Origin of the sequence: Pseudomonas fulva (assembly GCF_023517795.1) — a bacterium.
In the GTDB taxonomy this organism is placed as follows: Bacteria; Pseudomonadota; Gammaproteobacteria; order Pseudomonadales; family Pseudomonadaceae; genus Aquipseudomonas; species Aquipseudomonas fulva_D.
Map to the genome: position 1 here is coordinate 1,686,754 of NZ_CP082928.1, position 14,077 is coordinate 1,700,830.

Here is a 14,077-nt window from a genome sequence, read left to right on the forward strand (position 1 = left end):
TCGCGTCACCATAGGCACCCGATTAGCCATAATGGCGCCTTTCTGGTTAAGAAACGCGCGCCTCGCCTCGATCCGCTGACCCGGTATGCGCCCGTTCCGCATGCCGATCTAATTAGTTGAAGGAGTGTCCGCGTGAAGTCTCGTTTGCCTGTGATCGTCGGTTTCGGTGGCTACAATGCCGCCGGCCGCAGCTCCTTCCACCACGGTTTCCGCCGTACGGTGATCGAATCGCTGGACGAACAGGCACGTCAGGAAACCCTTACCGGTCTGGCGGTGATGACCAAGCTGGTGCGCGTGGTCGACGGCGCGTATCAGAGCCTGGACGGCGAAGCCCTGTCGCCCGCCGACATCGAGCGCCGCTACGGCGCGCAGATTCTCGCCTCGACCCTGGTGCGCCGTATCGAGAAACAGCACCTGGATCCCGATGCTGCCCACTGGCACAAGAGCATCGCCGTCGGTGGCGAAGCCGGCAGCGTGACCTTCGTCAGCAACCGCAAGCAGCTGCCCGAGCCGCTGCCGGCCAACTGGTCGGTCGAGGAACTGGATGGCAACGAGGTGCGCGTCACCCTGCACGACAGCTGTGAGTTCAAGGTCGACAGCTACCGTGCCCTGCCGGTGAAATCCGCCGGCCAGTTGCCCACCGGCTTCGAGCCCGGCGAGCTGTACAACTCGCGTTTCCACCCACGCGGCCTGCAGATGGCCGTGGTCGGCGTGACCGACGCGCTGCGCGCCACTGGCGTGCCATGGCAGACCATCGTCGATCACGTCGCCCCCGACGAGATCGCCGTGTTCGCCGGCAGCATCATGAGCCAGCTCGACGAAAACGGCTTCGGCGGCCTGATGCAGTCGCGCCTCAAGGGCCATCGCGTCAGCTCCAAGCAGCTGGCCCTGGGCCTGAACACCATGCCCGCCGATTTCATCAACGCCTATGTGCTGGGCAGCGTCGGCACCACCGGCAGCGTCACCGGCGCCTGTGCCACCTTCCTGTACAACCTGCAGAAGGGCATCGAGCAGATCAACGCCGGCAAGGCCCGCGTGGTGATCGTCGGCAACAGCGAAGCGCCGATCAACGCCGAATGCATCGAGGGCTACGGCGCCATGGGCGCCCTGGCCACCGAAGACGGCCTGCGCCTGATCGAAGGAAAAGACGACGTCGACTTCCGCCGCGCCAGCCGCCCGTTCGGCGAGAATTGTGGCTTCACCCTGTCCGAAGCCTGCCAGTTCATCGTGCTGATGGACGACGAGCTGGCCCTGCAACTGGGTGCCGACATCCACGGCGCCGCCACCGACGTGTTCATCAACGCCGACGGCTTCAAGAAATCCATCTCCGCGCCTGGCCCGGGCAACTACCTGACCGTCGCCAAGGCCGTCGCCGCGGCTGCCCAACTGGTCGGCATCGACGCCGTGCGCCAGCGCAGCTTCGTGCATGCCCACGGCTCCAGCACCCCGGCCAATCGGGTTACCGAATCCGAGCTGCTGGACCGCGTCGCCGCCGCCTTCGCCATCGACAGCTGGCCGGTGGCCGCGGTGAAGGCCTTTGTCGGTCACTCCCTGGCCACCGCCAGCGGCGACCAGGTGATCTCCGCGCTGGGCACCTTCAAGTACGGCATCATCCCCGGCATCAAGACCATCGATGCCGTGGCCGACGACGTGCACCAGCAGCACCTGAGCATCAGCAACGCCGACCGCCACGACCAGCGCATGGACGTGTGCTTCATCAACTCCAAGGGTTTTGGCGGCAACAATGCCAGCGCGGTGGTGCTCGCCCCCCACGTGGTCGAGCGCATGCTGCGCAAGCGCCATGGCGAGGCGGCGTTCAGCGCCTACCAGCAGCGCCGCGAACAGACCCGCGCCACCGCCCAGGCCTACGACGAGCAGGCGACCAAGGGCCAGCTGGAGATCATCTACAACTTCGGCAACGACCTGATCGACGATACCGAGATCGCCATCGACAGCGAGCAGATCAAGGTGCCGGGCTTCGCCCAGCCGCTGGTGTATAAACAGGATAGTCGCTACAGCGACATGCTGGACTGAAAGGCTTTTTAAAAACTACCTGCGTTGCTATCGCTGCGTTAAAAACAGGCTCGGAATGCTCATGTACAACAGTACAGTCGCTCGCGACCCCGGCCGCTTCCTCGCCTGTTTTTGTGGGGGCGCCTAGCCCTTGCGCTAGCTGCCTCGGCTACGCTTTTAAATAGCCTTTAGCTGCTTATCAACCCAGCGCCTTTGCCTCTTCCACGATCAGTTCACGCCACTTGGCCTGCGCCGGCAGCGCCAGGAAGAACGGATTGAGCAGCGACTCACGGGCCTCATAACGCAGCGGCTCGCCCTGCAGCGTCAGCACCGCACCGCCTGCGCCTTCCAGCACGCCCTGCGCAGCCGCGGTGTCCCACTGCGAGGTGGGCGCCAGGCGCGGGTAGAAGTCGGCGCCGCCCTCGGCCAGTTGGCAGAATTTCAGCGAGCTGCCGACGCTGACCCGCTCGATATCACCGAAACGGGCCACCAGCGCGGTCAGCAGCTGTTCCTGCAGGGCGCTGCCGTGGCGGCGGCTGGCGACCACGGTCAGGCCGCTGGCCGGCGTCTCGCGCACGTTGATCGCACGCGGCGGCTCACCCGGCGCGACCCGCCAGGCGCCGAACGCGCGGCCACCGTGGTAGATCACGCCCGTGGCGGGAATGCCGACCACACCGAACACCACTTCGCCGCGCTCGATCAACGCCACGTTGACGGTGAACTCCTCGCTGTCGGCGATAAATTCCTTGGTGCCATCCAGGGGGTCGACCAGCCACCAGCGCGACCAGCCCGCACGCTCGCTCTGGGCGATATCGGCATCTTCCTCGGACAGCACGGGAATGCTCGGCTCCAGCGCCAGCAGGCCCTCGGCCAGGATGCGATGCGCGGCCAGATCGGCGGCGGTAACCGGTGAGGCATCGGCCTTCTCGACCACCTCCACGCCCTGGCGCCAGAACGGCAGAATGGCTTCGCCGGCCTGCTGCACCAAAGCCAGCACGCCGGGCAATAACGGGTGGCTCATCGGCTCAGTTCCCCGCGCTGTTCCAGCAGGTCACGCACCAGGTACAGGGCGGCCAGGGCACGGCCCTCGCTGAACTGCGGGTGCTGGATGAGCGCGGACAGCTCGCGCAGGCTGACCTTGTCGACCCGAAGCGGCTCCGGCTCGTCGCCCGGCAGGGTCTGTGGATAAAGATCACGGGCCAGCACCACCTGGATCTTCTGGCTCATATAGCCGGGTGACAGGCTCAGCTCGGTCAGGTGCTCCAGCCGCCGGGCGCCGAAGCCGGCCTCCTCCTGCAGCTCGCGATTGGCGGCATCGAGCACGTCTTCGTCCGGCTCGATCAGGCCCTTGGGCAGCGACAGTTCGTACTCGCCGGTGCCGCCGCAGTATTCCTCGACGAGCAGCACGTGCTCGTCATCGGCCATCGCCACGATCATCACCGCGCCATGGCCGGTGCCGCGCCCGACCAGCCGCTCATAGGTGCGCTCGGCGCCGTTGCTGAAGCGCAACTGGATCTCCTCGACGCGGAACAGGCGGCTGCTGGCGACGATCTCGCGGGCAATGACGGTGGGCTTCTGACGCATGGGTGAGTCCTGCTGCTGGGCTGACCGGAACGGTTATCATACCGCGCCTGCCCCGAATGTCTGCGCCCTCGGCGTAGCATTTGACGACCTGCAGGCACCATTCGCCGCGTTTTCACCTCTAGAGAGTTACCTCGCCATGAACCTGCCCTGGTCCGACATCGATACCGTATTGCTGGACATGGACGGCACCCTGCTCGACCTGCACTTCGACAATCACTTCTGGCTCGAACACCTGCCGCAGCGCTACGCCGAGCACCATGGCGTGAGCCGCGCCCTGGCCGATGCCGAGTTGCAGCCGCTGTTCACCGAGCATGCCGGCCAGCTGAACTGGTACTGCACGGACTTCTGGAGCCGCGAGCTAGAGCTGTCGATCAAGGACCTCAAGCGCGAAGTCGCCGACCTGATCGCCCTGCGCCCGGATGCCGACACTTTTCTCGCCGCCATCCGCCAGGCCGGCAAACGGGTGGTGATGATCACCAATGCCCACCGCGACTCGCTGTCGCTGAAGCTGGAGCGCATCGAACTGGCGCCCTACTTCGACCGCATGATCAGCTCCCACGATTACGGCTTTCCCAAGGAAGACCAGCAATTCTGGTCGGCCCTGCAACAGGACCTGGCCTTCGACCCGGCGCGCAGCCTGTTTATCGACGACAACATCCCGATCCTGCGCAGCGCCAGGCGCTTTGGCGTCGCGCACCTGCTCGCGGTGTACGAGCCCGATAGCCGCAAGGGTGTGAAGGACACCGAGGAGTTCGAGGCGGTGGGCGATTACCGGGATTTGTTAGAGGGGTTGTGAGTCAGCACATCAGTCGGCTGGAGCAAGAATTGTGGGAGCGGCCATGCCCGCGAAGCGATCGCGGGCATTCCAATGCTATCGCTGGTTGCCTCTCGATTTCGCGGGCATGGACTGGGCGTCCCCGCCCGCTCCCACAGGTTCTGCACGCGTCCAAAAGAACTGCGCCAACTCGGGAGGGCTTCAGCCCAGCGCAACCAAGTTGCCCGCATCCCGCACCAAAACACTTCACCTCAGCGCCGACACGGTGCAAGAACAGCTCAAAAAATGCCTTAACCAAAATAAAATCCATAAAAATCAATAAGATAAAAACTGGCACCGCAATTGCTCTAGTGATTTCAACTTGGATACAAGATGGAATCTCAGCGCATGTCCCACGCCTCCTTCGCCTTTACCCTCGCCGACTGGCAACAGGCTTACCGTGACGCCGCGCAGCCTGCCGATTTGCTGCATGGTCTGCTCGCCGAGCTCGGCACTGCCGACAATGCCTGGATCAGCCTGGCCAGCGCCGCGCAGCTCGACGCCCAACTGAGCCACCTGCAGGCGCTGCTCGACAAGGCCGAAGGCCAGCAGAGCAGGCTGCCGCTGTACGGCGTGCCCTTCGCCATCAAGGACAATATCGACGCCGCCGGCTGGGCCACCACCGCCGCCTGTCCCGAGTTCGCCTATACAGCCGAAGCCGACGCCACGGTGGTCGCCCGCCTGCGCGCCGCCGGCGCCATCCTGATCGGCAAGACCAACCTCGATCAGTTCGCCACCGGCCTGGTCGGTACCCGCTCGCCCCATGGGGCGGTGGTCAACAGTTTCAACGCCGATTACGTCAGTGGCGGCTCCAGCTCCGGCTCGGCCAGCGTGGTCGCCCGCGGCCTGGTGCCCTTCTCGCTGGGCACCGACACCGCCGGCTCGGGCCGCGTGCCGGCAGGCTTCAACAATATCGTCGGGCTCAAGCCGACCAAGGGCTGGCTGCCGAACACCGGCCTGGTGCCGGCGTGCCGCACCGTGGACTGCATCTCCATCTTCGCCCTGACGGTGGGCGATGCCGAAACCGTGGCGGGCATCGCTGGTGGCTACGACGCTGCCGACGCCTACTCACGGCAAAACCCCAACAGCGCACCAGTGGGTATGCAGGCAGCACCGATCTTCGCCGTGCCGGACAGCCTGGAATTCTTTGGCGATACCCAGACCCAGGCCGTTTTCGAGCAGGCGCTGGAGCAGCTGAAAAGCCTGGGCGTGACGCTCAAGACCATCGACTTCAGCCCGTTCCGCCAACTGGCCGAGCAGCTCTATTACGGCCCCTGGGTCGCCGAGCGCACCGTTGCCGTGGAAGGCGTCGACCCGGCGCATATCGACCCGGTGGTGCGCGGCATCGTCGAAAGCGGCCACCAGTACAGCGCCTGCGATGCCTACAAGGCCGAGTACCTGCGCGCCGAACTGAGCCGCGCAATCAACGACGCGCTGGCCGGCTTCGACGCCCTGGTGGTGCCCACCTCGCCGACCATCCGCAGCCGCGCCGAAATGCAGCAGGAGCCGGTGCTGTTCAACAGCCAGTTCGGCACCTACACCAACTTCACCAACCTCGCCGACCTGTCCGCCCTGGCGGTGCCCGCCGGTTTGCGCGATGACGGTCTGCCCGCCGGCATCACCCTGCTCGCCCCGGCCTGGCACGACCGCGCCCTGGCGGCCTTCGGCAAGCGCTGGCAGGCCAGCCTGGAGCTGCCGCTGGGTGCCACCGGCCGCGCGCTGCCAACCCAAACGCCAGCCGCCGCGGTGCCGGCCGGCAGCGTGCGGGTCGCGGTGGTCGGTGCGCACCTGACCGGCATGCCGCTGAATTTCCAGCTGACCACCCGCGACGCGGTGCTGGTCGAGCAGACCCTGACCTCGCCGCACTACCGCCTCTACGCCCTGGCCGGCACCGTGCCGCCGAAACCGGGCCTGGCGCGCAGCGCCGACGGCACCTCGATCATCGTCGAGCTGTGGGACATCCCCCTGGCACGCTTTGGCGAGTTCGTCGCCGAGATTCCCGCACCGCTGGGCATCGGCAACCTGACCCTGGCCGACGGGCGCAGCGTGAAGGGCTTTATCTGCGAACCCTGGGCGCTCGGTGATGCCCGCGACATCACCAGCTTCGGCGGTTGGCGCGCCTTTATCGCCAGCCAGCAAGCCGCCAAGAACTGAAAAACCGTAGGGTGGATTGGCGCGCATCCTAGACGCCTTTCCCTCACCCATGAAACCGCATGGTGGATCGATAAAGCGTGATCCACCCTACGAAGAGGGATCGAACATGTTCCATACCGTACTGATCGCCAACCGTGGCGAGATCGCCGTCCGCGCCATCCGCACCCTCAAGCGCCTGGGCGTGAAGAGCGTGGCGGTGTATTCCGACGCCGACCGCAACGCCCAGCATGTGCGTGATGCCGACGTGGCCGTGGCCCTGGGCGGCGACAAGGCTACCGACAGCTACCTGCGCATCGACAAGATTCTCGCCGCTGCGAAGGAAACCGGTGCCCAGGCGATCTATCCCGGTTATGGCTTCCTGTCGGAAAGCGCCGAGTTCGCCGAGGCCTGCGAGAACGCCGGCATCGCCTTCGTCGGCCCGACGCCTGCGCAGATCCGCGAATTCGGTCTCAAGCACCGCGCCCGTGAGCTGGCCGCCGAGGCCCAGGTGCCGATGGCGCCCGGCACCGCGCTGCTGCACAGCCTGGACGAAGCCCTGGCCGCAGCGGAGACCATCGGCTACCCGATCATGCTCAAGACCACCGCCGGCGGCGGCGGTATCGGCCTGACCCGCTGCGCCGATGCCGTGGCCCTGGCCAGCGCCTATGACAGCGTCAAGCGCATGGGCGAGCAGTTCTTCAGCGATGCCGGCGTATTCATCGAGCGCTTCGTCGATCAGGCGCGGCACGTCGAAGTGCAGATCTTCGGTGACGGCAACGGCCGCGTGGCCGCCCTCGGCGAGCGCGACTGCTCGCTGCAGCGGCGCAACCAGAAGGTGGTCGAGGAAACCCCGGCGCCAAACCTGCCCCAGGCCACCCGTGAGCGCCTGCATGCTGCCGCCGTGCAACTCGGCGAGTCGGTGAATTACCGCAGCGCCGGCACCGTGGAGTTCATCTACGACGCCGCCCGCGACGACTTCTACTTTCTCGAAGTGAACACCCGCCTGCAGGTCGAGCACCCGGTGACCGAGATGGTCACCGGCCTCGACCTGATCGAATGCATGCTGCGCGTGGCGGCGGGCGACGAGCTGGACTGGGCCGCCCTGAACCGCGCCCCGCACGGCGCCGCCATCGAAGTGCGCATCTATGCCGAAGACCCGCTGAAGAACTTCCAGCCCAGCCCGGGTGTGCTGACCGACGTGTACTTTCCGGATGACGTACGCGTCGACGGCTGGGTAAGCACCGGCAGCGAAGTGTCGGCCTTCTATGACCCGATGATCGCCAAGCTGATCGTCCATGCGCCGAGCCGCGACGAGGCTATCGCCAAGTTGCAGAAAGCCCTGGGCGAAACCCGCCTGCATGGCATCGCCAGCAACCTCGATTACCTGCGCCAGGTGGTGGCCGAACCGCGCTTCCACAGTGCGCAGATCTGGACGCGCCTGCTCGATACCTTCAGCTACACAGCCCGGATGGTCGAAGTGCTGGAGCCCGGCACCTACAGCAGCGTGCAGGATTTCCCCGGCCGCCTCGGCTACTGGGACATCGGCGTGCCGCCGTCCGGGCCGATGGACGATTACGCCTTCCGCCTGGCCAACCGCATCGTCGGCAACCACGAGAGTGCCGCTGGCCTGGAATTCACCTTGCAAGGCCCGAGCCTGCGTTTTCACAGCGACGCGCTGATCGCCCTCGCCGGCGCCGACTGCCCGGCCGAACTGGACGGCGAAGCCGTGCCCTACTGGGCGCCAATCGCCATCAAGGCCGGTCAGGTGCTCAAGCTCGGCCGCGCGCAAAGTGGCTGCCGCACCTACCTGGCGGTGCGCGGCGGCTTCGATGTGCCGGTGTACCTGGGCAGCCGCTCGACCTTCGCCCTCGGCCAGTTCGGTGGCCATGCCGGGCGCACCCTGCGCACCGCCGACATGCTGGCCATCTCCCAGGATCTGCCGGCCTGCACCACGCCGGCGCCGGTCAGCGAGCCGCAGGCGCTGGATGCCAGCCTGATTCCCGCCTACGGCACCACCTGGAACATTGGCGTGCTCTACGGCCCCCACGGTGCGCCGGACTTCTTCACGCCTGAAGCCATCGAGCAGTTCTTCGCCGCCGACTGGCAGGTGCACTACAACTCCAACCGCCTGGGCGTGCGCCTTTCCGGGCCGAAGCCGAGCTGGACCCGCGCCGACGGCGGCGAGGCCGGGCTGCATCCGTCCAACGTGCATGACTGTGAATACGCCATCGGCGCCATCAACTTCACCGGCGACTTCCCGGTGATTCTCACCAAGGACGGCCCGAGCCTCGGCGGTTTCGTCTGCCCGGTGACCATCGCCAAGGCCGAGCTGTGGAAGGTCGGCCAGGTCAAGCCGGGCGATACCTTGCGTTTTCACCCGATCAGCTTCGAGCAGGCCCAGGCGCTGGAACAGGCGCAGCTGGCCAGCCTGCAGAGTCTCAGCGCGGTCAGCGCCGTGCAGTTACCGGCGCCGAGTCTGCAGCCGGGCGAAACGGTATCGGCCACCATCCTCGCCGAGCTGCCGGCCGATGGCAGCCGCCCGCGCGCGGTCTATCGCCAGGCGGGCGATGCCTACATCCTGCTCGAATACGGCGATAACGTGCTCGACCTGGCCCTGCGCCTGCGCGTGCACCTGCTGATGGAAGCGCTCAAGGCCCAGCCGCTCGCCGGCCTGGAAGAACTGGCGCCCGGCGTGCGCTCCCTGCAGCTGCGTTACGACAGCCGCGTGCTGCATCAACAGGCGCTGCTCGATCATCTGCTGCGCCTGGAAGCCGATCTGGGCGACGTGGCAGACCTCAAGGTGCCGACCCGTATCGTCCACCTGCCGATGGCCTTCGAGGACAGCGCCACCCTGGCCGCCGTCACCCGTTACAGCGAAACCGTGCGCAGCCAGGCGCCGTGGCTGCCGAACAACGTCGACTTCATCCAGCGCGCCAATGGCCTGGCCAGCCGCGAGGACGTACGCGACATCCTGTTCGACGCCAGCTACCTGATTCTCGGCCTCGGTGACGTCTACCTCGACGCGCCCTGCGCCGTGCCCCTCGACCCGCGCCACCGCCTGCTCAGCTCCAAGTACAACCCGGCGCGCACCTACACCGCCGAAGGCACCGTGGGCATCGGCGGCATGTACATGTGCATCTACGGCATGGATTCGCCCGGCGGCTATCAGCTGGTAGGCCGCACCCTGCCGATCTGGAACAAGTTCGTGAAGAACGCCCAGTTCGAGGGCGGCCAGCCGTGGCTGCTGCACTTCTTCGACCAGGTGCGTTTCTACCCGGTCAGCGAAGCCGAACTGGATGAGTTCCGCGAGGCGTTCCGTGAAGGCCGGGCGCAGATAACAATCGAGCAGAGCACCTTCGATTTCGCCGAGTACCGGGGCTTTCTGGCCGACAACGCGGCAAGCATCGACGCCTTCCAGCGCCAGCAGAAGCAGGCCTTCGACGCCGAAGTGCAGCTGTGGCGCGACGACGATGCCGACAGCCATACCGCGCCAGCGGCGGGCCTGGACGACGACGAAGCCATCGACGGCCACCTGGTCAGCGCCGACATGTGCGGCAGCGTCTGGAAGGTGCTGGTCGAGCCGGGCCAGTACGTCGAGGCCGGCGCCACGCTGCTGGTGGTCGAGGCGATGAAGATGGAGCTGGCAGTCACCGCCCCCCTGGCCGGCCTGGTCAAGGCCGTGCGCTGCCAGCCGGGCAAGGCGGTCAACCCGGGCGACGCGCTGCTGGTGCTCGAACCGGGCGAGGCGGCCTGAGATGCAACTGGTCGACCCGATCAAGCGCGGCCGGGAGCGCCCGGAGAACCTCGCCGAGCGCATCTACGGGCAGCTCAAGGACGACATCTTCGAGTTTCGCCTGCTGCCCGGTGACCGCTTCAGCGAAGGCGAAGTCGCCGAGCGCATGGCAGCCAGCCGTACGCCGGTGCGCCAGGCGCTGTATCGGCTGGAGCGCGAGGGTTACCTGGAGGTGTATTTCCGCAGCGGCTGGCAGGTCAAGCCGTTCGACTTCGCCCATTTCGAGGAGCTTTACGACGTGCGCATCGTCCTCGAACAGGCGGCGGTCAAGCGCCTGTGCGACCGCGAGGCGGAACAACCGCCCGCCCTGCTGGATGAGCTGAAAGGCATCTGGATGGTGGCGCCCGAACAGCGTCTGGAAGACGGCCGCGAAGTGTCACGGCTCGACGAGCGCTTCCACTGCCAGTTGGTGGAGGCCACCGGCAACCGCGAGATGGCCCGCCTGCACGGCGAGGTCAGCGAAAAGATCCGCATCATCCGCCGCCTGGATTTCACCCAGACGCCGCGGGTGGAAGCCACCTACGACGAACATGCACGGATTCTCGGCGCGATCCTGTCGCGCCGCTGCGAAGAGGCACAGCTGTTGCTGAAGACCCACATCGAGGTCAGCAAGGCGGAAGTGCGCAAGATCACCCTCCACATGCTGCACAGCGCCCGCCAGCGGGCCGTGCAGGCGCAGGGCTGAGCGATGTCCTTGACCAACTGCCAACAACACATAACTCGTTAGTGAATGGAGATCGAACCATGCAACGTCGCAGCCTGATCAAGGCCTTCACCCTTTCCGCATCCATCGCCGCCATGGGCCTGAGCTGGACCGTACAGGCCGCCGAGACCATCAAGGTCGGAATCCTGCACTCGCTGTCCGGCACCATGGCCATTTCGGAAACCTCGCTGAAAGACATGGCGCTGATGACCATCGACGAGATCAACGCCAAGGGCGGTGTGCTCGGCAAGAAGCTAGAGCCGGTGGTGGTCGACCCGGCGTCGAACTGGCCGCTGTTCGCCGAGCGCGGACGCCAGCTGCTGACCCAGGACAAGGTCGCGGTGACCTTCGGCTGCTGGACCAGCGTGTCGCGTAAATCGGTACTGCCGGTCTACGAGGAACTCAACGGCCTGCTGTTCTACCCCGTGCAGTACGAAGGCGAAGAGATGTCGCCGAACGTGTTCTACACCGGTGCCGCGCCGAACCAGCAGGCGATTCCGGCGGTGGAATACCTGCTCAGCGAAGACGGTGGCGGCGCCAAGCGCTTCTTCCTGCTCGGCACCGACTACGTCTACCCGCGCACCACCAACAAGATCCTGCGCGCCTTCCTGCACAGCAAGGGCGTGCAGGACAAGGACATCGAAGAGGTCTACACGCCGTTCGGTCATAGCGACTACCAGACCATCGTTGCCAACATCAAGAAGTTCTCCGCCGGCGGCAAGACCGCGGTGGTGTCCACCGTCAACGGCGACTCCAACGTGCCGTTCTACAAGGAGTTGGCCAACCAGGGCATCGAAGCCACCGACGTACCGGTGGTGGCCTTCTCGGTCGGCGAGGAAGAGCTGCGCGGTATCGACACCAAGCCGCTGGTCGGCCACCTGGCGGCCTGGAACTACTTCCAGTCCGTGGAGAACCCGGTCAACGAGAAATTCGTCGCCGACTGGAAGGCCTACGCCAAGGCCAAGAAGCTGCCGAACGCCGACACCGTGGTGACCAACGACCCGATGGAAGCCACGTACGTGGGCATCCACATGTGGGCCCAGGCCGTCGAGAAAGCCGGCACCACCGACGTCGACAAGGTGCGCGCCGCCATGGCCGGCCAGGAGTTCGCCGCACCGAGCGGCTTCACCCTGAAGATGGACGAGAAGAATCATCACTTGCACAAGCCGGTGATGATCGGCGAGGTCCAGGACGACGGTCAGTTCTCGGTGGTCTGGGAAACCGAAGGGCCGATCCGCGCCCAGCCGTGGAGCCCGTACATCGAAGGCAACGACAAGAAGGGCGATACCCCGGTGAAGTCGAACTGATCCGAGCCGCCGCGCAGGCGCCGGAGGACAAGTCGTCCTTCGGCTCCGCCGCTCCCGTCAGCGACGGGATACCAAGGACACGCCCATGCCTTATGCCTTTGCCCGAATTCTCCTGAGCCTGCTGCTCCTGCTGCCGTTTGCCGCCCAGGCCGGCGAAGCCGACGATTTCGTCGCCGCCAGCGCCACGCAGCAAGCCAAGCTGCTGGAAAGCTGGGCCGCCATGCCCGACCTGAAACGCCAGCCGCTGCTCGATGCTCTGCAGCAGGGCCGTGTGGCCGCCGACGGCGACAAGCGCGCCTTCGTCGAAACCGACGCCGGCTACCGCGCCGCCGAAGGCGATGCCGAGCCGCAAGGCACGCCGCGCAAACTGCGCCTGAACAATCGCCTGCGTGGGCTGATCGCCAACGCCCAGGCCAGCCATGGGCTGCTCGCCGAGGATGCAGCGGTGCGCCTGAGCGCCGCCCGGCAATTGCAGAAGAGCGCTCAGCCGGCGCAACTGCCGCTGCTTGCCCAGGCGCAGGCCAGGGAAGACGACGACGCCGTACGCGACGCCCTGACCCTTGCCCTGGCCAACCTGCAACTGGTCGACGCCAACCCGGCGGTGCGCCTGGCGGCCGTGCGCCTGCTCGGCGAAACCGGCGAGCCGCTGGCCCGCACCCGCCTGGAAAACCTGCTGGAACCCGGCGTGGAGAGCGACGCCGGGGTGCGTACCGCCGCGGAGACCAGCCTCGCCCAGGTCAAGCGCAAGCTGCTGATCGGCGAGCTGCTCGGCCAGGCATTCAGCGGCATGAGCCTGGGCTCGATCCTGCTGCTCGCCGCCCTCGGCCTGGCCATCACCTTCGGCCTGCTGGGGGTGATCAACATGGCCCACGGCGAGATGCTGATGCTCGGCGCCTATTCCACCTACATGGTGCAGATCCTCTTCCAGCGCTTCGCTCCCGAGGCCCTGGCGCTGTACCCGCTGGTGGCCCTGCCGGTGGCCTTCTGCGTGACCGCGGTGATCGGCATGGCCCTGGAGCGCACGGTGATTCGCCACCTCTACGGCCGCCCGCTGGAAACCCTGCTGGCCACCTGGGGCATCAGCCTGATCCTGATCCAGCTGGTGCGCGTGCTGTTCGGCGCGCAGAACGTCGAGGTGGCCAACCCCTACTGGCTGTCCGGGGGCATCCAGGTGCTGCCCAACCTGGTGCTGCCGTACAACCGCATCGTGATCATCGGCTTCGCCCTGGCGGTGGTGGTGCTGACCTGGCTGCTGCTCAACAAGACGCGCCTGGGCTTGAACGTCAGAGCGGTGACGCAGAACCGCAATATGGCCGCCTGCTGCGGCGTGCCCACCGGCCGCGTGGACATGCTGGCCTTCGGGCTCGGCTCGGGCATCGCCGGTCTCGGCGGCGTGGCGCTGAGCCAGATCGGCAACGTCGGCCCGGACCTCGGCCAGAGCTACATCATCGATTCCTTCCTGGTGGTGGTACTCGGCGGCGTCGGCCAGTTGGCCGGTAGCGTCATGGCAGCCTTCGGCTTAGGCATCGCCAACAAGATCCTCGAACCGCAGATCGGCGCCGTGCTCGGCAAGATCCTCATCCTCGCGCTGATCATTCTGTTCATCCAGAAACGTCCGCAGGGTCTGTTCGCCTTGAAAGGGAGGGTGATCGATTGAACACCATGATCTTCTGCACCGTGGGAGCTGGCCATGCCAGCGACTGCCTCCCCACCCTCCTTCGCGCGCATGG

Annotated in this window: 9 protein-coding genes; 7 read left to right on the top strand and 2 right to left on the bottom strand. The window is 66.2% G+C overall.

The window, feature by feature from the left end:
* Nucleotides 1-132: 132 nt before the first annotated feature.
* Complete coding sequence (locus tag K8U54_RS07585; RefSeq protein WP_249909563.1) at nt 133-2,034, top strand: beta-ketoacyl synthase; 1,902 nt, start codon at nt 133-135, stop codon at nt 2,032-2,034.
* Between the two features lie 178 nt (nt 2,035-2,212).
* Here the strand turns inward: K8U54_RS07585 and cysQ are convergent, their stop codons facing one another.
* Complete coding sequence (cysQ, locus tag K8U54_RS07590; RefSeq protein ID WP_249909564.1) at nt 2,213-3,034, bottom strand: 3'(2'),5'-bisphosphate nucleotidase CysQ; 822 nt, start codon at nt 3,032-3,034, stop codon at nt 2,213-2,215.
* Nucleotides 3,031-3,597 (bottom strand): ADP compounds hydrolase NudE, encoded by a 567-nt coding sequence (gene nudE / locus K8U54_RS07595; protein WP_013793147.1) that lies wholly within the window; start codon nt 3,595-3,597, stop codon nt 3,031-3,033. Before nudE ends, cysQ begins: the two co-directional genes overlap by 4 nt.
* 136 nt (nt 3,598-3,733) lie before the next feature.
* Here nudE and yrfG point away from each other — a divergent pair, with 136 nt between their 5' ends.
* From yrfG to urtB, 6 genes are all read left to right on the top strand, one after another.
* Entirely contained in the window at nt 3,734-4,393 is a 660-nt protein-coding gene (yrfG, locus tag K8U54_RS07600) for a GMP/IMP nucleotidase (protein WP_249909565.1), read from the top strand.
* A 366-nt stretch (nt 4,394-4,759) separates the two neighbouring features.
* The gene (gene atzF / locus K8U54_RS07605; RefSeq protein WP_249909566.1) at nt 4,760-6,565 is read left to right on the top strand and encodes an allophanate hydrolase; all 1,806 of its coding nucleotides are present in this window, start codon (nt 4,760-4,762) and stop codon (nt 6,563-6,565) included.
* A gap of 106 nt (nt 6,566-6,671) precedes the next feature.
* Nucleotides 6,672-10,298, top strand: a complete 3,627-nt coding sequence (gene uca / locus K8U54_RS07610; protein ID WP_249909567.1) for an urea carboxylase — start codon at nt 6,672-6,674, stop codon at nt 10,296-10,298.
* A gap of 1 nt (nt 10,299) precedes the next feature.
* Nucleotides 10,300-11,022 (top strand): GntR family transcriptional regulator, encoded by a 723-nt coding sequence (locus K8U54_RS07615; RefSeq protein ID WP_249909568.1) that lies wholly within the window; start codon nt 10,300-10,302, stop codon nt 11,020-11,022.
* A gap of 59 nt (nt 11,023-11,081) precedes the next feature.
* A complete protein-coding gene (gene urtA / locus K8U54_RS07620; RefSeq protein WP_249909569.1) occupies nt 11,082-12,347 on the top strand; it encodes an urea ABC transporter substrate-binding protein in 1,266 nt (421 codons plus the stop codon).
* A gap of 85 nt (nt 12,348-12,432) precedes the next feature.
* A complete protein-coding gene (gene urtB, locus K8U54_RS07625; protein WP_249909570.1) occupies nt 12,433-14,004 on the top strand; it encodes an urea ABC transporter permease subunit UrtB in 1,572 nt (523 codons plus the stop codon).
* Nucleotides 14,005-14,077 lie beyond the last annotated feature (73 nt).